Here is a 21,510-nt window from a genome sequence, read left to right on the forward strand (position 1 = left end):
ATGACGAACGACCAATGACCGATGACAACTGAAAAACTCGCGCGTCGTTTGGGACTTTTTGATGCGACCATGATTGTGATGGGCGGCATCATCGGTTCCGGTATCTTCATCAATCCGCACGTTGTCGCTAAAGAGGTTCATACTACCGTAGCGATTTTAGGCGCGTGGGCAGTTGGCGGACTCATCGCGCTGGCAGGCGCCTTCATCTATGCGGAACTCGCCGCCACACAAACCGACACCGGCGGGCAATATGCCTATCTTCGCGAAGCCTTTCACCCGTCGGTGGCTTTCATTTACGGTTGGGGATTGTTGCTGGTTACGCAGACCGGCGGCATGGCTGCGGTCGCCATCACCTTTGCCAAATACTTTCTCCAACTCACAGGGAAAAATTCATCTGACACGAATGCGGCTCTGGTAGCCACTTTGACGCTGGCGCTGCTTACGATTATCAATTGCTTTGGAGTTCGCACCGGCAGCACCACGCAAAACATTCTGATGATTTTGAAAATTGCCGCTATCGTCGCTTTAGTGGTCGTCGGTATCCGGTATTCGGTAGTCGGTAGTCAGATGCCTGATATGAATATTTCACCGCCGCTCAACGATTCTTCACCGACTACCGAATACCGACCACTGGCTACCGCCTTTGGCGCGGCGTTGATTCCCGTAATGTTCGCGTATGGCGGCTGGCAGACTTCGAGTTTTATTGCAGGCGAAATGCGCGCCCCGCAACGGGATTTGCCTCGTGGATTATTGTATGGCGTGCTCGGTGTGATTGCGGTTTATTTAGCGGTGAATTTCGTTTGCGTAAGTGTGCTTGGCACAAGCGGGCTAGCGGCAACCGATACGCCCGCATCGGAAGTGATGCGGCTGGCGCTTGGCGAACGCGGCGCGAAATTCATTGCCATCGGGATTGCAATTTCGACGCTTGGCTTTTTAAGTCAAGGGATGCTCACCGCGCCCCGCGTCTATTTCGCGATGGCTGAAGATGGCGTGTTTTTCAAAAGCGTAGCGAAATTAAATCAAGCCCGTGTGCCGGTCGTTGCCATTGCTTTGCAAGGCATCTGGGCAGCGGTCATCGCCATGTCGGGCAGGTACGAACAGATTCTCAATTATGTGGTGTCGGTCGATTTCATGTTTTTCGGCGTCACCGCGCTTTGTGTCTTCGTCTTTCGTCATCGCGCGAAAAGTGCCAACGCGGGATTTAAAATTCCCGGTCATCCCTTCACCACAGCTTTTTTCGTTATCGCCTGTTTCGTGGTGGTGGTGAGCACGGTGAATAAAGATTTAAAAAACAGCTTGATCGGTTACGCCATTTTGCTTTCGGGATTGCCGGTCTATTTTTTATGGAAAATTTTTAAACAAAAGGCAGATAACGAAGAATAAAAGCTAAACTGCAACTTTTAACTTTTGTTGTATGGAGGAACGATTATGCACAAGCGTGTTTTGTTTACCTTGTTGATAATTAGCTTTCTGACACAAAGCAACTTGAGTCGAATCCCGCTGATTCAATCAAATACTATTCCTGCTGATGAGTATGAATTTTATTCTATGCTCATTCGTCATCTTGCTGGCGATTCCCGGTTGGTGGTCATCACCGATAAAACCAGTGGAGTGGGAGGCGATGATGAGCTTGGCGCGCTTTTTTTTGGTGAGAAATTTGAAAACCTAAAAAAATCAAATGGCTTTTCTGAAATCACTGAAGATACCATTGGCAATTATTTAAATAAGCCGAAGAAACCTATTAAGTTGACGCGGTCATTCAATCTTCCTAATGAGTATATTTTAATTAGTGAGAGTTCTATCGATGCCTTTTTTAAAAAGAAGGGTATTGGTGGTTGGGATGATTTTTATGCAAAGTATCCGAACTCGCGCGGGTATATTGGCTTTTCGAGAGTTGGATTCAACCAGCAAAAGAGTCAAGCGCTTGTCTACGCAATTGTAGCTTGTGGCTCGCGGTGTATGTATGGTGGTTACTATTTTTTTGTGAAGCAGCAAAATAAGTGGGTGCTTAAAGGAAAAAATATATTACTTCAAGCTTGATTGTTTATTGATAGATAAACAAATTTGGAAAGAAAACTAATGACAAAAAATTCTCCATACATTGAATGGGCGAAAACCAAATCCGCAGCAAAATACAACCTCGCACTGAGCGGCGTATTGACCTATCCACTGAATGAACTCGACATCCCTATCGAAGAGGTTGCAACCGCCGCGACCTCTTCGTATGGATACGAACCGTTGATTGACGCGCTTGCCGCGAAATTTCAGGTCGCGCCCGAATGTGTGGTTCACGCAAACGGCACTTCGTTTGCCAATCATCTGGCGATGGCGACGATTTTAGAACGCGGCGATGAAGTGTTAATCGAATATCCCGCCTATGACCCGTTGCTTCGCGTTCCCGAATATCTCGGCGCGAAAATCAATCGCTTCACGCGCCGCTTTGAAGATGACTTTCGCATCGACCTCGACGAAATCAAATGCCATCTTACGCCGCAGACAAAATTAATCGTCATCACCAATCTGCATAATCCGAGCGGCGTGCTCACCGATAACCACACGCTTCAACAAATCGGTGAACTGGCTGAGAGCCTCGGGGCGCGCGTCCTGGTTGATGAAGTCTATCTCGAAGCGATGTTCGAGCGCGCGCAACCTACGGCTTTTCATCTCGGCAATCAATTCGTTGTGACCAGCAGTTTGACGAAAGCTTATGGTCTGAGCGGTCTGCGTTGCGGGTGGATTCTCGCAGAAAGGGAACTCGCGCATCGAATGTGGCGACTCAATGATATTTTCGGAGTGGTTCCGCCGCATCCGGCAGAGCGTTTAAGCGTCGTCGCGCTGGCGAATTTGGACAAAGTGATTGCCCGCGCTAAAACCCTGCTTGAGCCGAATCGCGCCGCGCTTAAACAATTTTTGAATTCGCGACAGGATTTGCCCTGCGTGCAAACAGAATTTGGAACCACCGTCTTTCCCCGCTTGTTAAATGACAATGTTGAATCGTTTTGCGCTCACCTGCGAGAAAAATATGAAACCGCAGTGGTGCCCGGCAAATTTTTTGAAATGCCTGAGCACTTTCGTATAGGCATTTGCGCGGAGCCGGAAATCGTTGCCGAAGGGCTTAAACGGTTAGGCGCGGCACTTGATGAGTTGAATCGTTGATTGATAGCGATTGTTGATTCTCGCCCGGATATTTGGCAACAAATTTAACTCAGCCTGATTTAAAAGTTCTCACGGAAAAAGACCAGGCATTGATTAGAAGTAAATTTCCCAGCGGATAACGCGGATGCGGCGGATGAGGACGGATAAATTGATTCGGGATTATCAACGAGGAATCAAGTTTATCGATTTTCAAAAAACCCGCGTTAATCCGCGCGATCCGCTGCATCCGCTGGGAAACCAGCTTGAAAATCAGAGCCGATGGAATTCCGTTAGAAGTTTGAAATATTTTTCTGCAAAGGTGTTTAGCAAGGTCGTTCATCAATTAGCTTCGCAACCCACACAATACCAAGCCTAAATTATACGTGCATTTGACCAAATCAATTTTGGTATTCCTTGCAGACTGAAAAAAAATTTAAGAACTGCCGGGAGAGGAGAACCTATGTCTGAACGAATAACAAGAATAATCAAACACGGATGTGTTTATTTACTCGCCGTTGCCATGCTTAGTGCTTGCGCTCGCGACGCGAAACGAACCTCATCGGAAATTGCCGATGCGAGTAAACCTAGCCCCTACATACCCGCTACATCTAACGCTCAGGAAGCGCTACAGCCTGAATATAAAGTTCAAAAAGGCGAATTCAATACCGAAGATTATAAAAAAATCGATGAGAATGAATTTCTCGCGGTAAATGAAAACCCGCTCTCGACCTTTTCGATTGATGTGGATACGGCTTCTTATAGCAATGTCCGTCGCTTTATCAACAATGGACAGTTGCCGCCGAAAGATGCGGTGCGTATCGAAGAGTTGATTAACTATTTCAAATATAATTATCCGCAACCGGAAGGCGATGCGCCGTTTTCAATTTCGACCGAACTCGCCGATTGCCCCTGGGAAACTTCACATAAACTGGTGCAAATCGGCTTGCAGGGCAAAAACCTCGACATCTCGAAAGCCCCGCCGAGCAACCTCGTCTTTTTACTGGATACTTCAGGGTCGATGAATTCGCCCGATAAATTGCCGCTGCTCAAACAGGCGTTCAAATTACTCGTCAATCAACTGCGCGAAAAAGACCATATTTCAATTGTTGCTTATGCGGGTTCGGCTGGACTGGTATTGGAACCGACATCAGGCAGCAACAAAGAGAAAATTCTAGCGGCAATCGAACGCCTCGAAGCCGGTGGTTCGACTGCGGGTGGCGCAGGCATTCAACTCGCTTACAATGTAGCGAAGGAAAATTTCATTGCATCGGGCAACAATCGCGTCATTCTTGCGACCGATGGTGATTTCAATGTCGGCGTTTCAAGCGAAGGCGAACTGGTGCGCTTGATTGAAGAGAAACGCCAAGACGGCATTTTCTTAACCGTCGTGGGATTTGGCACAGGCAATCTGAAGGACTCAAAGATGGAACAACTCGCCGACAAAGGCAACGGCAATTATGCTTATATCGATTCGGTGCAGGAGGCGCGCAAAGTGTTCATCAACGAAATGGGCGGCACGTTGTTTACTATCGCCAAAGACGTAAAGATTCAAGTCGAATTCAACCCGACGCGGGTGCAGGCGTATCGGTTGATTGGCTATGAAAACCGTCTGTTGAAAGCTGAAGATTTCAACGATGACAGAAAAGATGCCGGTGAACTCGGCGCAGGGCATTCGGTGACGGCGCTCTATGAAATCGTGCCAGCGGGCGCGAATGCCAAACTGCCGAAAGTCGACGCGCTCAAGTATCAGGAAAAAATGACCAAACTGGAAGCTTACGCGAGCAATGAAGTGATGATGATCAAACTGCGTTACAAAGCGCCGCAGGAAAGCGACAGCAAATTGCTTTCGCGCGCGGTAGTTGATGACCGGAAAAATATCGAATCGGCTTCGGTGAATTTCAAATTCGCCGCGGCGGTTGCCGAATTCGGATTGTTGCTGAGAGATTCACGTTTCAAAGCCAATGCCTCGCATGAGCGTTGCCTGGAGTTGGCAAATCAGTCGCGTGGCGAAGATGAAGAAGGCTATCGCAGGGAATTCATCAGCCTGGTTGAAAAGAGCAAAGATTTGTTAAGGAAAAATGGTTAAAGAGAGGTTTGGACAGGAAACCTTGCGGGGCTTTTCAAAAACTGCCGGGGGATTATGGGAAACCGCTTGATCGAGGAGCAATTGATGGGAAGGCGGTTGATTGAATTACCGTGTCGGATGAGATGCCAATATATGCTGGCACATTTCGATGCCGCGTCGGGCGCGTGATTGATAACTTTCGGGCGGGTTCATTTTCAAAGCATTCTCGAAAAGTTTCAACGCCCGGCTTCTATCATAAGCCGAAAGCGCCGCTTCGCCGCCCTGCACACAGGCTCTCGCGGCAAGCGCGTCCTGCGTGTTGGTATCAGCCAATCGTTCGTATTCGATGGCGGCTTCGCGGTTTCTCCCGGTAGCGCGCAGGTAATCGCAAATCATCATCCAGTTGCTCGTGGTGATTTGCGGTTGCAACTGGGCTGATGAAAGCACGCTGAGTAAATCCATGTAAACCAGAAGCGCCGCATTTTTATCGCCCGCTAACAGATATTGATTAATCAGTCTGTCTGAACAGTAGTTGAATTGCTGAAAATCACCGATCAGTTTGCTGGTGTGCGCCAGCAATTTGATCGCTTCGCTGTCGTAAGGATTGGTGACGACATAGTATTTTAATTTGTACTGCGCTTTGAGAGCTTCGCCGCGTTGTAACATCTCCATTGCCTGAACCACCACAGGGCTGGCGATGGTTTCGCCATCATCATTTTTTACCACAGGTTGCAGGGCATAATTGCGCACCTCCAGTTTTTTCTTGATCGGGTTGAACGATTCATAAATCAAGGCAAAGAAAACCCCGAAGAAAAATCCCGAAACGTGCGCAAGATAAGCCACGCCACCCATCGCCTCTTTATCGATTCTTGAGGTAATCAATGACGAGTAATCGGCGATGAAATATAAACCTAAAACGATATAAGCCGGGATGCGAATGATGCCGAAGGGTTTCTTTTTCATCAGCAGAAAAAAGATGGCAAGCGGTATCGAGAGCCAGCCGACTTTGATTCGGGTTTTCGACATTGACGCGGCAAACGCCCCCATCACGCCGCTGATTGCCCCCGATGCGCCGATCAATGGCAGGTGGTCGGGTTTGATTAAATAAGGCAAACAGGCGCACCAACCGATGAAGATATAAAAAACGATAAACAGTCCGCGTCCCCAGCGTTCTTCCAACGCGCCGCCCAGCGCAAAAAAGAAAAGCATATTGCCGACCAGATGCATGATGCCGCCATGCATGAACATATGGGTGATGAGTTGCGGGAATTTCCATTTTCCATTTGGCGCAAGTCCGAATTGGTAATAGACATGCTCAGACACGGCTTTTTCATAACTTGCGAATTCGCTATTGAATTTTTCCACCAGCGCATCGGCTCGGCTTTTACCGAAACTTCGGATGGCGGTTTGTTCATCAATCAGGTCAACCGAATAACTGTCTTCTTCAGTAACCAGGCGGTTATTTTGAACCCAACCGGCATCCACTAACTTTTGTTTCACCGCGTTAATGGCGAGCAACCCCGGGTCTCTCTGGAGAATGTCAATAACCCGATTTCTGGCTTTCTCAATCTGGGTGTCCTGCCAGTCGGCAAACGGCATGGTGAGGGTAAAAGCGACGACGTTTAAAATAATGATGATGCCCGTAACCAACGGCAATTTTTTGAGACTCAGGCGATCATTTCCCAACGGAATGCAGGTGAACAGCATTTGAAAAATGATGATGAGGAGAGTGATTAATGAAAAAAGACTTTCCATAAACGATCACACGACGAATTAAAAAATGCTTGCTCAATACCGGTTCGTCTCGTCGCTAATTCACAAAGGTATTTTTCACGCGCAACGATTTATTGAAATACGATACCCAGAGGGCGCAGGAACTCACGGCAAAAACCAGCGACGGAACTTCGGAATCGCCCGATGTAGGGGGCGCAATCGGCTCGTATAAAAATTTTAATAACAGAATGTCGAGGGTGATGATAACTACCTGAATGAACAGGAGGACAACGTACAATTTTGGCGCGTTGGCTTTTTTGCGGAAAAAGCGGATGGCGACATAAATCGAAAACCCCACCATGAAAAGATTGGCAAGGAGTTCAAAGCCGACAATCGGTCTCAGTTGGACATAAGCGCGCAACCCGATATTGGCAATGATGGCTTCAGCCGCTCCGAAAAAAGCCAGACAGCCAAATGCCCCGAATAAAGCAATCAGCGGTCGCAGAACGATACCGATTGCCGGAAGAATCAACCAGCCGCCAAGCCCGCTAAGTTCGGATTGCTGCGTCCATTGTGTGGGTGGCGTGGCTGCGTAAGCCGGCGGTTGCCCGTATCCCGCAACATATGCCGGAACCATTTGCGGATTTTGCCACTGTTGTTGAGGCGCAGGGGTTGGTTGCGAATAATAGTGCGGCGCTTGCGGATAATATTGCGGCGGTGGCGCTTGCCACTGTTGATTCAATGGCGCACTTGGCGGTTGAACCGTTTGTTGACCCGGATTCGGGGTTGCCGGTTCGTTGCCTTGCCAGATGGAAGGCAGCGGTTGCGAAGCTTGCGTTTGGAGCGGTTGATTTGGTGGCGGCGCTTGCCAGGCTTGCGGATTCACGTATGGATAATTCGGCGGCATTTGAGGATTTGTGCCCTGCCAGTTTGCTGGCGGCACCGGCGCAGGTGATTGAGGTGAACTTGCCGGTGATGAATAGAATGGCGGTGGACTACTCAGCAACTGACCACAGCGTCTGCACTCCTGTGCAGTAACAAAATTAACCAGTCCACAACTGGCACATTTCACATTTGCCATGATGGTCTACCTTTGCGGGTTCTGGTTTGCGCGTATGCTGACAGGAGTTACCAGAATGCCGTTGACAAGCAAAATGATGAGGGCAGAATGCTTTGACGACGTATCTATAACTTATCAAAGGTTTGCTTATCTTCAAGACTAAATTTCAAACCCTGCCGCTCACTAAGAAGCAAGAAATGCCGGCATAGATTAAGTTTTCTCAAGATAACGGAACCAACGAAAATAACCGAACCAACGGAAAACTAATTTTTGTTCATTCCGCTTTTATGCGGTTGGTTCGGTGGTTAATCAGGTTTCCGGCGATGGGGGAGACAATCAGCAAAACCCGCTTGTCTCATCGCCGGTTATCAGGCAAACTGCGCTATTTGAAAGTCAAACTCCACACGGCAAGAGGCGAAATGAAAAAGAACTTATCTTTGCTTATGATTCTGGCAATGCTTTCTTTATTGCAAATTTTTGCGCAAGCTTCACAAAAAACTTATCAACATCATTTGATGCCGGTGCCGGCATCGGTTGAATTCACCCAAGCGAAACTCGCCATCACCCCCGCATTCACTTATGCCATCAAAAGCTTTTCCGATGCGCGATTGCAAAAGGGAATCGAGCGCGCTCTGCGCCGCCTGGAAGGACGCGCGGGCTTTACCTTTAAACGCGGGGCAAATCCCGACGCCCAGTCCGCAACCTTGATGGTTGAATGCGAAAGCGCGGGAAGCGCGGTGCAATCCATCAACGAAGATGAATCCTATGAACTCGCGATTGCTGAAAAACAGGCGAATTTACGGGCGAAAACCGTCGTCGGCATTCTGCGCGGACTCGAAACTCTCTTGCAACTACAGGAAGCAGACCGCGACGGCTATTTCTTCGTCGGCGCAAAAATTCAGGATAAACCGCGATTTCCGTGGCGCGGTTTGTTGATTGATGTCGGGCGGCACTTCGAGCCGGTCGATGTCATCAAACGCAATCTTGACGGCATGGCGGCGATGAAATTGAATGTCTTCCACTGGCATCTGACCGAAGACCAGGGCTTTCGCGTCGAGGTGAAAAAATATCCCAGGCTGCACGAGATGGGTTCCGATGGATTGTATTACACGCAGGAAGAGATTCGCGAAGTGATTGCTTATGCGCGTGAGCGCGGCATTCGCGTAGTTCCCGAATTCGATATGCCGGGACACGTGACCAGTTGGTTGGTCGGGCATCCTGAGCTTGCAGCAATTCGTCAGGACTACATAATCGAACGACGATTCGGCATCTTCGATGGCGTCTTCGACCCGACGCGGGACGAAGTTTATAAATTCCTCGATAACTTTTTTAAAGAGATGGCGGCGCTTTTCCCTGATGAATACCTGCACATCGGCGGCGATGAAAATAACGGCGTGCATTGGTCGAAGAGTGAAAAAATTGTCGCCTTCAGAAAAACCAAAAACCTTGCCGACAATCACGCTTTGCAATCTTATTTCAATCAACGCCTCTTGAAAATTTTGATGAAGTACAAAAAGAAGATGGTCGGCTGGGATGAAATTCTGCATCCCGATTTGCCGAAAGATATTGTCGTGCAATCTTGGCGGGGCAAAAAATCTTTAGCCGAAGGCGCGAAACGCGGTTATCAGGGCATCCTCTCGAACGGCTATTATCTAGACCACATTCGCGCGGCTGAATATCATTACGCCAACGCCCCCGTTGATGAACAAAGCGGCATGAGTGAAGAAGAGGCAAAGCGCGTGCTTGGCGGCGAAGCCTGCATGTGGGGCGAGCACGTTAATGCGGATACGATTGATTCGCGCATCTGGTCGCGTATGCCAGCGGTTGCCGAACGCTTATGGTCGCCGCGTGAAATCAAAGATGTGCAGGATATGTATCGTCGGCTTGAAGTCGTCAGTGTGCAGCTTGAAGAACTCGGCTTGCTGCATGAAAAAAACGCGCAGATGATGATGCGCCGCCTGGCTGCGGGGAGAAGTATTGCGCCATTGCAGACTTTGGTTGAAGTGATTGAGCCTGTCGATTTCGGTACGCGGGCGCAGACGCCGCCGCCGACTACGCAGGAAACGCCGCTTACCAAACTCGTAGATACGGCGCGACCCGACCCCGCGAGCAAAAGACATTTTGCAGCCCTGGTTGACGGATGGCTCAGTGACCAGCCGCGTTTTGCGGAAAATCGCGAACGCCTGATGCAGACCTTAATGGGTTGGCGCGATAATCGTGAGCCGTTTGAAGCGTTGGTTGCGGGTTCTCCGGTCTTGCAGGAAGCCGAGCCCTTGGCGAAAAATCTGTCGGACATCGGCGCAATCGGGTTAGAGGCGATGAATTATTTATTGTCCGGCACGCCGCCGCCTGTGGCTTGGAAAGACGCGAAACTGGCTGTGTTAGATGAAGCCGCCAAACCCAAAGCCAAAGTTAAACTGGTGATTATCCCGGCGATGAAAAAATTAGTTACGGCTGCGGCAGAGGCGAGAAAATGAATAGCTGCCAAATCAATCAATGGAAAGGAAGAGGCTTTTTCTGCATTTCGGCTAAAGCCTCTTTTCTTTTCTATCTTCAATCCACCATAGAGTCGGTCGCTTCCAATGAATTGTCTTCAATAAAATCCTTTCAATGAATTGCCTCCAACTTTAGTTGGAGGATAAAAGGAAAAAGGAAACAGGCTTTAGCCAAATTTCAAAAAGTTTTCTTTGAGTGTTAGCACAAAAAATAGAAATCACACATCAGGGATTTGCCAGTCGATGGGGTCATAGCCGTGCTTGATTAACTTCGCGTTGATTTCCGAAAATGGTTTAGTGCCGGAAAAGTCTTTGAAAAAACTCATGGTCGTCGGATGGGAACGTTCGACCACTTGGTGACGCGCCAGGTCAATCAATTTTTTCTTGGCTTTCGCAGGATTGCCCCATAACACGAATACTACCGGCGTTTTTTTCGCGCTCACTTGGCGAATCACTTCATCGGTGAAGGTTTCCCATCCTTGACCGCGATGCGAAAACGGCACGGGATTGCCGCCCGCGACTTTTGGTCCCACCGTAAGCACGGTGTTGAGCATCAACATGCCTTGTTTTGCCCACGGCGCAAGGTAGCCGTTATTGGGAATTTTACAACCGAGGTCGCTTTGCAGTTCTTTGAAAATATTTCTCAGCGAATCGGGCGATCTCAGTTCCGGTTTGACTGAAAAGCATAAACCGTGCGCTTCGCCAACGCGCTCGCCATTGGCTTTTTTCTGGATTCCCGGATAGGGGTCTTGTCCGATGAGCAGAACGTTGACTTTGTTAAATGGCGTGAGCTTGAATGCGGTGAACACTTCATCATCAATCGGAAAAACTTTACCGGGATGTTTTTTTCGTTCGCCATCGACGAAGGCTTCGAGGCGTTTGAAATAATCTTTCTCGAACTCTTCGCCGATGACTTTTAACCATGACGAGGGTAAATCAATTTTCATGGGATTTCCTTACGATACCAACGGTAACGCAATCCGCAGTTTATTAATTCTTCTTTTTATTCTGCTGTGAGGTGATGGTCACATAAACGCCGCCATCTTGTTCATTTGCGCCGACGACGACGAATCGTGTGTAATCACCGTCATTGGCTGAAAGGTTCATGTATTGCTTTCCGTTTATTTCCGAAGTCGTCTTAGTGGTTTTAAACCCTTGAGCTTTCAGTTTGTCTTCAAAGAAACTGATAACCTGTTGCAGGGAATCGTTGGTCTTAAAATTACAACCTTTGGCAATGCTTTCACCGGATACGCTGGAATAAGTGCCCTCCATTTTTACACCGGGATATTGCGGCACCCAATCCGGGAGCGTTGAATCGGCGTTTGCGCCAATCACGGTTTTACCATCAGGCGAAGTGACCTCAACTTTATCTTTGCCGACACTCACGGAAGTCTCTTTGCCGCTGGCATCTTTTTCTTTAAAGGTGATGTTGCCGTTGCTGTCCTGTTCAAAGGTAAGCGTCAGCACCTTCCCGCTCTTTTTATCTTTAACCGTCAGCGTGTTGGTTTTTTCATCAGCCGAAATGAGTTCTTTGTCGGGGTCCAAGTTGATGGCGAGTTTCGCAGCCGCAAATGCAGGATTGCGTTTTGCCAGGTCAGGGTCAAAGCCGATTTGCTTGGCTTTGTTGTAACCATACCAGACGACACCAACCGCAGCGATACCGCCAATCAGGATGAACCCGATGCAGCCGATGAGCACCCATTTCACTGCCCCGCCCTTTTTCTGCGGTTGATTGGGCGGCGGAAACGGTGGTTGTTGATATTGCCCCTGCTGATAAGGGTTTTGTTGATAAGGCGGTTGCGGATTCATGGGGCGGGTCGGCACCCCTTCCGATGGCGGAAAAGGCGGCTCGCCCGGCGGCGGATAATTCGACATAACATGTTCTCCTTTTAGTGCAAATTACTTGGCTTGGTGATTATGACACAGAAGAAAAATTCAATCTATTCGCGTTTGAGCGGACGCCCCATCAACTCATTGGCAGCCTCGGTCGCCGGTTTATCTTCGTAAAGCAGCGCATAAATACTTGCGGTGATCGGCATATCAACATTTAATTGTTTACTGAGTTCGTAAATCGCCCGCGTGGTTTTGACGCCTTCGGCAACCTCACGCATCTCTGCGAGAATGTCCGCCAGCTTTCGCCCTTTGCCGAGTTCAACACCCACATAACGATTGCGCGACAGTTCCCCCGTGCAGGTCAACACCAAATCACCCAGTCCCGCAAGCCCCGCCATAGTTTCCGGTTTTGCGCCGAGCCTGAGCGCCAATCTTGTGACCTCTGCCAGTCCGCGTGTGATGATGGCGGCAACGGCGTTGTAACCAAGCCCCAGCCCGCGCACCACGCCCGCGCCAATGGCAACCACATTTTTCACCGCGCCGCCGATTTCCACACCGACCACATCATCATTGGTGTAGATGCGAAATGAATTGCAACTCAAATCAAACTGCGCCTCTTCGCGACAAGCTGAATCCCGGCTGGCGACGACAATCGCTGTCGGTTCGCCGCGCGCCACCTCTTTGGCGAAACTCGGTCCCGATAATACCGCAATGCGCGGCACAAATTTATCTTTCATCACATCGGCAATCACTTCCGACATGCGCATGAGCGTCTGATTTTCAACGCCTTTGGTGGCGCTCATTAAAATGGTGTCTTCGGTGATGTGGTCGCGCATTTGGGTGATGACTTCGCGCATCGCATGCGAGGGCACCACGATGATGACAAAACGCGCATCCTGCAAGGCTTCCGCCATCGAAGTCGTAGCGGTGATGTTATCCGGCAACGCTATATCGGATAAATAAAACGGATTGCGATGGTGTTGTCGGATGGACTCAGCAACTTCGGCTTCGCGTGCCCAGATGCGTACATCGTGGTGATTGCGCGCCGCAGCCAGAGCCAGCGCGGTTCCCCAACTCCCCGCGCCAATTACGGCTATGCGTTTTTTCTGAAAATCACTCATAGGATATAGGGATAAGAACTGAGGATAGAATTTTTTTAACCATGAAGTATGAACGATGAAGGATGAACCGAAGAATTAAAACGTCGTTCATCGTTCCGCCTGCTTACTGCATCATTCATCAATTTGTTGGTTCGGTCATCTTTATTTCAACTCACCCGCTGACCGATTCTGTTTTCCGTGCCGTTCCATAATCGCGCGATGTTTTCATGATGTTTGGCGACAATCAGGGCGCAACCGAGAACGCCAACGGTGAGCATCGCCAGCAGATGCGGATGCGGCATCAGCCATCCGTAATAGAGCAGTGTCCACAGCGGCACAGCGGCGGTGGCTATGATTGAACCGAGCGACACATAACGCGAGAAATAGACAATCAGCACCCATAAGACAAGCGTCGAGAGCACCGAAAGCGGCGCAAGCGCCAGATAAACGCCGACGCCTGTGGCAACCCCTTTGCCGCCGCGAAACCCTAAAAATACCGGGAAAATATGACCGATGATTGCCGCAACCGCCGCCGCTCCTATCCATAGATAGTCATCCGGCGCAACCATTTTCATAAGTAAAACCGCCGCCACGCCTTTTAAAACATCAAACACATAGGTCATCAGTCCCGCCGCGCGCCCTGCGCGTCGCGTCACATTGGTTGCGCCGATACCGCCCGATCCGACCTTGCGAATATCTTCGCCCTCAGTGAATACAAATTTAACCAGCAGATACCCGAAAGGAATAGCGCCAAGCAAATAAGCGATGAATACAAAAAGAATTTTAATAGCCACCTTTAAAAGCCTCGCCAGGATTGAGTGAGAAATTTTTTGCTTATGGCGCGAAGAATATAGCAGAGGATGTTTTTCGTAGCCAGTATGTGAATCAAGGATTCAGGGGAGAAGAAACGATGAAGGCTGAAGGATGAAGGATGAACAACTACAAAACGCTTTCGGTTCATCGTTCATCGTTCCTACTTCATACTTTCCTTTCCCTGAATCCTGACTCCTGAATCCTACGCTTTCATTGAGTCCCTGCTTTTTGATGTGTTAATTTTTGACTTCCGATTTTTAATCCTGCGGAGGAATCCTTTTCATGTCAGCCAATATTGATTCGATACTCAAAGAACACCGACTGTTTGAACCCGGCAAAGCCTTCAGCGAGGCGGCGCATATTAAAAGCCTCGAAGAATACGAACGCATTTATAAACACGCCGAAGAAAACCCCGATGAGTTCTGGAGCGAAATTGCCAGCCAACTTCACTGGTTCAAAAAATGGGATACGGTGCTTGAATGGAATTTGCCCTGGGCGAAATGGTTTGTCGGCGGCGAACTCAATCTCTCGTACAATTGTCTCGACCGCCATCTGTCATCGTGGCGAAGAAACAAAGCCGCGATAATTTGGGAAGGCGAACCCGGCGAAACCCGCACGCTCACCTATCAACAACTGCACATCGAAGTCTGCAAATTCGCCAACGTCTTGAAAACGCTCGGTATTAAAAAAGGCGACCGCGTAGCGATTTACATGGGAATGATTCCCGAATTGCCCGTAGCCATGCTTGCTTGCGCGCGCATCGGCGCGACGCATTCGATTGTCTTTGGCGGATTTTCCGCGCAGGCTTTGATTGACCGCATCAATGATGCGCAGGCGGTCGCGGTGATTACGCAGGACGGCGCCTATCGTCGCGGCGGCGAAGTGAAATTGAAACCCGCCGTTGATGAAGCCCTGGCATCCTGCCCGACGGTTAAAAGCGTGGTGGTTTATCAACGCGCCGGCAGCGAAGTCCGAATGGAGTGGGGGCGTGACCACTGGTGGCATGAACTCATGGCGAATGCCTCCGATGATTGTCCCGCCGAAATTTTGGATTCCGAACACCCGCTCTACATCCTTTATACCTCTGGCAGCACAGGCAAACCCAAAGGCTTATTGCATACGACCGGCGGTTATTCGGTGAGCACTTATCTTACGACCAAGTGGGTTTTCGATTTGAAAGACGATGATGTCTACTGGTGTACGGCGGACATCGGTTGGGTCACAGGGCATAGCTACATTGTCTATGGCCCGTTGCAAATCGGCGCGACGGCGCTCATGTACGAAGGTGCGCCCAATCACCCCGGGCCGGACAGGTTCTGGCAGATTATCGAACGCCACAAAGTGAATGTTTTTTACACTGCGCCGACGGCGATTCGCGCCTTTATGAAATGGGGCGAACATTATCCGCGCAAATATCAAATGAACAGCTTGCGCCTTCTGGGCACGGTCGGCGAACCCATCAATCCCGAAGCCTGGATGTGGTACAGAGAAGTCATCGGGCGCGGGCGTTGCCCGATTGTCGATACCTGGTGGCAGACCGAAACCGGCGCGATTATGATTACCCCGATTCCGGGCGCGATTGCTACCAAACCGGGTTCGGCAACCAGACCTTTTCCCGGCATCATTGCTGATGTGGTGACCAAAAAAGGCGAAAGCGTGCCTGCGGGTTCAGGTGGGTATCTGGTGATTAAACGCCCTTGGCCCTCGATGGCGCGGACGATTTTCGGCGACCCGGAGCGTTACGTTCAACAATACTGGTCGGAAATCGAAGGCGTTTATTTCGCGGGCGATGGCGCGCGAAAAGATGCAGACGGTTATTACTGGATTATGGGTCGCGTCGATGATGTGATTAATGTGTCGGGGCATCGTTTGAGCACGATGGAGGTGGAATCGGCTCTGGTAGCCCATCCTGCGGTAGCCGAAGCCGCAGCCATCGGTAAACCCGACGACATCAAAGGGCAAAGCATTGCGGTATTTGTAACCCTGGAATCGGGGCAACAGCCATCCGAAACTTTAAAAGATGAGTTGAAAAAATGGGTCGTGAAAGAGATTGGCGCACTGGCTCGCCCCGACGACATACGCTTTACGGATACGCTGCCGAAAACCCGTAGCGGCAAAATTATGCGCCGATTGCTTCGTGAAATCGCGACGAGTGGAGAAGTGCGAGGCGACGTGACGACGCTTGAAGATTTCTCTGTACTTGCCGCGCTTCGCGATGATGAAGAATGATAAGTCGGTGAGCTAAATAATCTAAGTTGCCAGTTAAAAATGCCACGAAGTGGCAAAGGAGATTAGCCTGTGGTAACGCCACAGGAAACCAAACCCAAAAATTGTTTCGCCGCTCTGAAAGAGCGATGGATGGAAACAATTTCCTGCGCCCCGTCAGGGCGCGATAATTGTTTGATGCTCTACGACTACCAGTGGCTTCACCACTGGCTAATTTCCCTTGCGCCTCCGGCGCATTCAGCAAAACGAGCAACTTAGATTAAATAAACGACGACATTTCAAACGCTGCCATTCGCTGTTTTAACAAAATCGCTACAGGCGATGCTTAGCGAAAACCGAGGTAGGATGTTCAACCTGTATGAATTCATCAGCGTTGACCGCTTGCCGAGCGTTGTCTTTTCAGTACATAAACTTTTGCGACTTCGGTTTGAAACATTTCGCGGGTGGTGAATTCCTCATCGCTGACCGGTTCGAGCGCGAGGTCTGTATACTCGAACCGTCGCGGGTCGTGTTTGATGGCGCGATAGATGAGGCGCAAGCGCAAGTAGAGCGAAATCCAGCGAAATTGTTTGCTGAGAGTTTCAAAAAAATATTTCGGATAGAACTTCCATATCGGCTCGCGTCGAAAAGTCGGGCGACGGTCTTGGCGAAATTTGCGTCGCAGGAATCCGCCTTCGAGCGGATGAATCTTTTCAATGCCAATGCAGCCTTTGAACCAGACCACGAAAAACAGAATTTTGCCGGGACTGGTTCCCGTCACCATCGCGCGTCTCAGCAAAGTTTCAATGTGCTCGATGGTGTAATAGATTTCCCAAGCCTTCTTATAAGTTTCTTCCCATTCCTTTTTCGACATACGCGGGTGCGCGGTGGTGAGGTGATTGAGGTCATACTTGTTCAAATCCCCATCCAGTTCAACTCCCGATTCGCTCAAGCGGCGATGGTCTTCGGAACCGGGAAGCGGCGTGAGGTAAAAAAATTCCAATAAATCCACCGGCAATTCTTTTTTGATGATTTGAATATCGTGCAGAATGGATTCCGGCGTATCACCGGGAAAACCGAGAATGTAGCCGCAATAGGTGACGATTTTCGCTTGTTTCCAGGCGAGCAACATTTTGCGATATTCGGTGATTTTATTCTGTTGTTTTTTCGCGCCAAGCAGGTTGTCAGGATTGATATTTTCAAGCCCTATGAAGACGCGCTTGACGCCGGCGCGCGCCGCCTTTTCGATAAAATTCGGTAACTTATGGCACAAGGTGTCCACCTGAATGATGAAACTCATCTTGAAGTTTTCGACTTCGCGTAGATAAATCAGGCGGTCAAGGATGGCTTCCCAGTTTTGATTGCGAGCGAAATTATCGTCGGTAATGAAGAAGGAATGCAGCCCCTGCGCGATATTTGCCCGCACAATGCGTTCAATGTCTTCGGGCGAACGGTAGCGCGATTTGCGCCCCTGCACATTGATGATGGTGCAAAACGAACATTGATAAGGGCAGCCGCGCCCCGCGTCCAGACTGGTAGTTGCTCCGGCGGTCAAATGCACACGCTCGGCAGGTAGCAACGGCAGGGTCGCGCCTTCAAGATGCGGCAAATCATTTAAGTAGTTATAGAGCGGTTTGAGGTTTCGGTTATACGCATCAATGAGCACTTCTGCCAGACGACCTTCGGCTTCGCCTGCGAAAAGCGCGATGCCCATCTCTTCGGCGCGACGGACATGGGCATCGCGTTCAGTCAGCATGGCAAGCGTGCCGGAAACATGAAAGCCGCCGATGGCAACCTGAATGCCGCGTTCGCGCAGGGGGCTTGCTATATCCAAGGCTCTCGGAAATTGATTGGATTGCACGCCAACCAGCATCACCATTCCGGCTCCGGCTTTTTCGATAAGCGAAGCGATGAGTTGCGGGCGAATGCGGGTGTTGGTTTCATCGAAGGCGTGAATGTCTATCTCAACATCCTCACCAAAAATTTTTTGCTCGGCACAATCGAGCGCCAGCCCGTAAAGCACGGCTAATGAATTCGAGGGAATTGCCGAGCGAAACCATTGAATGACATAGCCGTCATCGTCATAGTGCGACGGTTTGATGAGTACCAGACAAAACCGATTGTGATTTAAATTCGCGTTGCGCATCCTGATGCCTCCGCACCCTCAAACGTGCAGATAGTTACGGTTCGCGGTTAAACAGCATTCTCGAAAGAATGGTTTTACATTAGGGGAATGATTCTGCACGGGATGTCAATTTTTCATCCTTTTGACGGGGAACGCATCATAGCGGCATTTTTTTCGGGTTTCAAACGATTTTTTCACGGATAGCGGTATTGGAACTGCTCACCCTGAAAATCATCAGGTTGAGCAAATTTTCAATTTTCCCTGTGGTTGACGCGAAACCCCTGCCTCTTTATGCTGAACGGTGAGTATAAAAAGGTTGTCGAAAAATAGTTTTATACCGCAGCGATTATGGATTTGTCAGTGTGTTGCCTGTCGATGGGCATTACTGAATAAAGGGTTAATGAGAAAAAATGTATTCAGTTCAATTCATGTTGTTCGATTTAGATGGGACGTTGATTGATTCACGAGCCGACCTGGCGCGCTCTGTGAATTTAATGCTTGCTGATTTAGGTCGCCCGCAACTATCGGAAGCGACGGTTGCAAGTTTCGTTGGCGACGGAGTGCCGACACTGACGCGCCGTTCACTAATTGCCACGAGTCCAACAGGCGAACCGCCCGATGCGCAACTTCATCAACGCGCCATAAAAGGTCTGCTCGCACATTATAAAAACCAGATGTTTATTTCAACGGCGCTTTATCCGCGCGTCAAAGAGACGCTTGCGCATTTCAAAGAGAAACGCAAAGCCATCGTCACCAGCAAAGAGTCACAGTTCGTTACGCCACTGCTGAAACATCTGGGAATCGCCGCTGATTTCGATTGCATCGTCGGCGGCGACAGCGTAAGCGCCCGTAAGCCCGACCCCGCGCCGGTTCTTGAAGCCGTGAAATTGCTCGGCGGCACCATTGAACAATCGGTCATGATTGGCGACAGTGAAAGCGATATTCTTGCCGGGCGTAACGCGCGAATGCTGACCTGTGGCGTCAGCATCGGTTTTCGCACTCACGAGCAACTCAAAGCATACTCTCCTGATATTTTGATTGAGCGGTTCGATCAATTAACCGAAGTTTTCTTTTAGCCCGTAGTTTGTAGTCCGTAGTCAGCAGTAAGAACGGCGGACGATAACTACGGACTACGGACTTAGAGCTGAGATGAAGGAAATTTTAGAACGCGCGCAAAAAATCAAACTGTTAATTCTCGATTGTGACGGGGTCTTAACCGACGGGCGCATCCAGATGACCGCAAGCGGTGATGAATCGAAAACCTTCGATGTGCGTGATGGGCATGGCTTGGTGATGTTGCACCGCGCAGGGCTGCGTTCGGCGATTATTTCGGGTCGCAAATCTATTGTCGTGCAACGCCGCGCCCAGGAACTCGGCATCGCCCACGTTCACGAAATGGCATGGATAAAACTTGAACCTTACCAGCAGATTTTAAACGAAGAAAATTTAAGTGATGACGCCGTCTGTTACGTCGGCGATGATGTCGTCGATATTCCCTTGCTCAGACGCGCAGGTTTAGCGGTTGCGGTTGCGGATGCCGTCGAAGAAGTCAAAGCTCAGGCGCATTATGTGACACGGGCGACCGGCGGACGCGGCGCGGTTCGCGAAGTGGTTGAGTTGATCCTGAAAGCGCAGGGCAAGTGGGATGAATTGATGCTGCGCTATACAAGTGATTGATGATTGCAACGCCTCATTCATCAAGCATAGAATGTTTGCCAAGCGAGGAATCAAACCATGGCACAATCAATTGCCAGCCTGGGTAAAACATCAGACCATCAACTGTCGCTCAATATTAAATCGGTTGGTTTAACCAACGAACAGTTACATCGTTTGTGCAGCGACAATCCTGAACTCAAATTTGAAGTGACGGCAGAAGGAGAATTGATCGTTATGTCGCCAACCGGCTCAAAAACCGGCATTCGTAATAGCAAGTTGACAACTCGTTTATTGAATTGGGCTGAAACGGATGGGACGGGCGTTTGTTTCGATTCATCCACCTTATTTGCTTTACCAAATGGGGCGAAACGCTCGCCTGATGCTTCATGGATTCATCTCGATAGATGGAATGCTTTATCGGAAAACGAACAGGAAGACTTTGCCCCGATCTGCCCGGATTTTGTGGTCGAACTGCGTTCTAAAAGCGACAGGCTCAAACCTCTGCAAAAGAAAATGGCGGAATATATCAAAAACGGCGCACAACTCGGATGGTTGATTGATCCCGAAAATCGCCGCGTTCACATTTATCGCCCGAATCAGGATGTCGAAATTTTGGACAATCCTGATAGCTTAAATGGCGAAACCGTGTTGCCGGGATTCGTGCTGAATTTGTCGGACATCTGGTAAGTATGCCTAAGACGATAACCCTGTTTCGCCCGGTTGGGCATAACGAACTCGAACTGATTCGAGAAAGCGGCTTTCGCAAATTTCCGCCAAGACTCGCTGAACAACCGATTTTTTACCCCGTACTCAACGAAGCTTACGCCACGCAAATCGCCCGCGATTGGAATGCGAAATACAACCGGGACAAGGTCGGTTATGTCACGCGCTTTCAGGTGAACGCCGATTATCTTGAAAATTTTGAAATACACACTGTCGGCGCAGCGCATCATCAGGAGTATTGGATAGCCGCTGAAGAACTTGACGAATTCAATCGCCGGATTGCCGGTCTCATCGAAGTCATCGCCGAATATCGCGGCTAGATAAATTTTAATGATTTGAAAAATCTTTTGTTTATGCAGTAGTATTGCCACGTTGACAATTTGTCTGCCTAAGTCATTCGCTTTTCCTAATGGCGAATGGCACGGGGGAACCAACGCTCTCAATAAAAAGAGCACGGGGCGTATCGCAAATTATTGCGTAGGGTACTTCCAGCCCAAGCCCGTCAGCTAACCTCGTAGGCGCAAGGGAAGGGCAGTAACGCCGCTATCATAACTTTTGATTGAGCGCGGAGTGTTTTGCTCCGCGCT

The 21,510-nt window shown here is 49.5% G+C and carries 17 protein-coding genes and 1 riboswitch; of the genes, 10 read left to right on the top strand and 7 right to left on the bottom strand.

From position 1 onward, the window contains the following. The first annotated feature begins 21 nt into the window (after positions 1-21). From AB1757_01710 to AB1757_01725, 4 genes are all read left to right on the top strand, one after another. Positions 22-1,383 carry an amino acid permease gene (locus tag AB1757_01710; protein MEW6125753.1) on the top strand — a complete coding sequence of 454 codons (1,362 nt, stop codon included), beginning with the start codon at positions 22-24 and terminating at the stop codon, positions 1,381-1,383. A 45-nt stretch (positions 1,384-1,428) separates the two neighbouring features. Then, a complete protein-coding gene (locus AB1757_01715; protein MEW6125754.1) occupies positions 1,429-2,040 on the top strand; it encodes a hypothetical protein in 612 nt (203 codons plus the stop codon). Between the two features lie 39 nt (positions 2,041-2,079). Continuing rightward, positions 2,080-3,156, top strand: a complete 1,077-nt coding sequence (locus AB1757_01720; protein MEW6125755.1) for an aminotransferase class I/II-fold pyridoxal phosphate-dependent enzyme — start codon at positions 2,080-2,082, stop codon at positions 3,154-3,156. A 439-nt stretch (positions 3,157-3,595) separates the two neighbouring features. Beyond that, the gene (locus AB1757_01725) at positions 3,596-5,221 is read left to right on the top strand and encodes a VWA domain-containing protein (protein ID MEW6125756.1); all 1,626 of its coding nucleotides are present in this window, start codon (positions 3,596-3,598) and stop codon (positions 5,219-5,221) included. 105 nt (positions 5,222-5,326) lie between these two features. On the opposite strand, the gene AB1757_01730 is transcribed toward AB1757_01725, so the two are convergent. Together AB1757_01730 and AB1757_01735 are read right to left on the bottom strand one after the other, a co-directional pair. Next, positions 5,327-6,955: a rhomboid family intramembrane serine protease gene (locus AB1757_01730; GenBank protein MEW6125757.1), complete on the bottom strand. Its 1,629-nt coding sequence runs from the start codon at positions 6,953-6,955 to the stop codon at positions 5,327-5,329. A 55-nt stretch (positions 6,956-7,010) separates the two neighbouring features. Then, positions 7,011-7,994 carry a DUF2569 family protein gene (locus AB1757_01735; protein MEW6125758.1) on the bottom strand — a complete coding sequence of 328 codons (984 nt, stop codon included), beginning with the start codon at positions 7,992-7,994 and terminating at the stop codon, positions 7,011-7,013. A gap of 398 nt (positions 7,995-8,392) precedes the next feature. Between AB1757_01735 and AB1757_01740 the strand changes: the two genes are divergently transcribed. Then, positions 8,393-10,450: a family 20 glycosylhydrolase gene (locus AB1757_01740; protein ID MEW6125759.1), complete on the top strand. Its 2,058-nt coding sequence runs from the start codon at positions 8,393-8,395 to the stop codon at positions 10,448-10,450. 236 nt (positions 10,451-10,686) lie between these two features. Here AB1757_01740 and AB1757_01745 read toward each other — a convergent pair whose 3' ends face one another. From AB1757_01745 to plsY, 4 genes are all read right to left on the bottom strand, one after another. Continuing rightward, on the bottom strand, positions 10,687-11,415 hold the full coding sequence (locus AB1757_01745; protein MEW6125760.1) for a uracil-DNA glycosylase: 729 nt from the start codon (positions 11,413-11,415) through the stop codon (positions 10,687-10,689). 43 nt (positions 11,416-11,458) lie between these two features. Further along, complete coding sequence (locus AB1757_01750) at positions 11,459-12,343, bottom strand: hypothetical protein (protein MEW6125761.1); 885 nt, start codon at positions 12,341-12,343, stop codon at positions 11,459-11,461. Positions 12,344-12,408: 65 nt separating this feature from the next. After that, positions 12,409-13,422 (bottom strand): NAD(P)H-dependent glycerol-3-phosphate dehydrogenase, encoded by a 1,014-nt coding sequence (locus tag AB1757_01755; GenBank protein ID MEW6125762.1) that lies wholly within the window; start codon positions 13,420-13,422, stop codon positions 12,409-12,411. Between the two features lie 146 nt (positions 13,423-13,568). Beyond that, positions 13,569-14,195 (bottom strand): glycerol-3-phosphate 1-O-acyltransferase PlsY, encoded by a 627-nt coding sequence (gene plsY, locus AB1757_01760; protein MEW6125763.1) that lies wholly within the window; start codon positions 14,193-14,195, stop codon positions 13,569-13,571. 301 nt (positions 14,196-14,496) lie between these two features. On the opposite strand from plsY, the gene acs reads away from it, so the two are divergent. Further along, on the top strand, positions 14,497-16,443 hold the full coding sequence (acs, locus tag AB1757_01765) for an acetate--CoA ligase (protein MEW6125764.1): 1,947 nt from the start codon (positions 14,497-14,499) through the stop codon (positions 16,441-16,443). A gap of 364 nt (positions 16,444-16,807) precedes the next feature. Here acs and AB1757_01770 read toward each other — a convergent pair whose 3' ends face one another. Then, positions 16,808-18,565 carry a radical SAM protein gene (locus AB1757_01770; protein MEW6125765.1) on the bottom strand — a complete coding sequence of 586 codons (1,758 nt, stop codon included), beginning with the start codon at positions 18,563-18,565 and terminating at the stop codon, positions 16,808-16,810. Positions 18,566-18,954: 389 nt separating this feature from the next. Here AB1757_01770 and AB1757_01775 point away from each other — a divergent pair, with 389 nt between their 5' ends. The 4 genes from AB1757_01775 to AB1757_01790 all read left to right on the top strand — a co-directional run bounded on the left by AB1757_01775 (position 18,955) and on the right by AB1757_01790 (position 21,243). Further along, the gene (locus tag AB1757_01775; protein MEW6125766.1) at positions 18,955-19,620 is read left to right on the top strand and encodes an HAD-IA family hydrolase; all 666 of its coding nucleotides are present in this window, start codon (positions 18,955-18,957) and stop codon (positions 19,618-19,620) included. Between the two features lie 73 nt (positions 19,621-19,693). Next, the gene (locus tag AB1757_01780; GenBank protein MEW6125767.1) at positions 19,694-20,221 is read left to right on the top strand and encodes an HAD family hydrolase; all 528 of its coding nucleotides are present in this window, start codon (positions 19,694-19,696) and stop codon (positions 20,219-20,221) included. Between the two features lie 57 nt (positions 20,222-20,278). Next, positions 20,279-20,887, top strand: coding sequence for a Uma2 family endonuclease (locus AB1757_01785; GenBank protein ID MEW6125768.1), 609 nt, complete (start codon positions 20,279-20,281; stop codon positions 20,885-20,887). 2 nt (positions 20,888-20,889) lie between these two features. Beyond that, positions 20,890-21,243, top strand: a complete 354-nt coding sequence (locus AB1757_01790; protein ID MEW6125769.1) for a hypothetical protein — start codon at positions 20,890-20,892, stop codon at positions 21,241-21,243. Between the two features lie 55 nt (positions 21,244-21,298). Then, a riboswitch (cyclic di-AMP (ydaO/yuaA leader) is annotated at positions 21,299-21,459 on the top strand. Positions 21,460-21,510: the final 51 nt, after the last annotated feature.

It is taken from the genome of Acidobacteriota bacterium, assembly GCA_040754075.1.
Classification (GTDB): domain Bacteria; phylum Acidobacteriota; class Blastocatellia; order UBA7656; family UBA7656; genus JBFMDH01.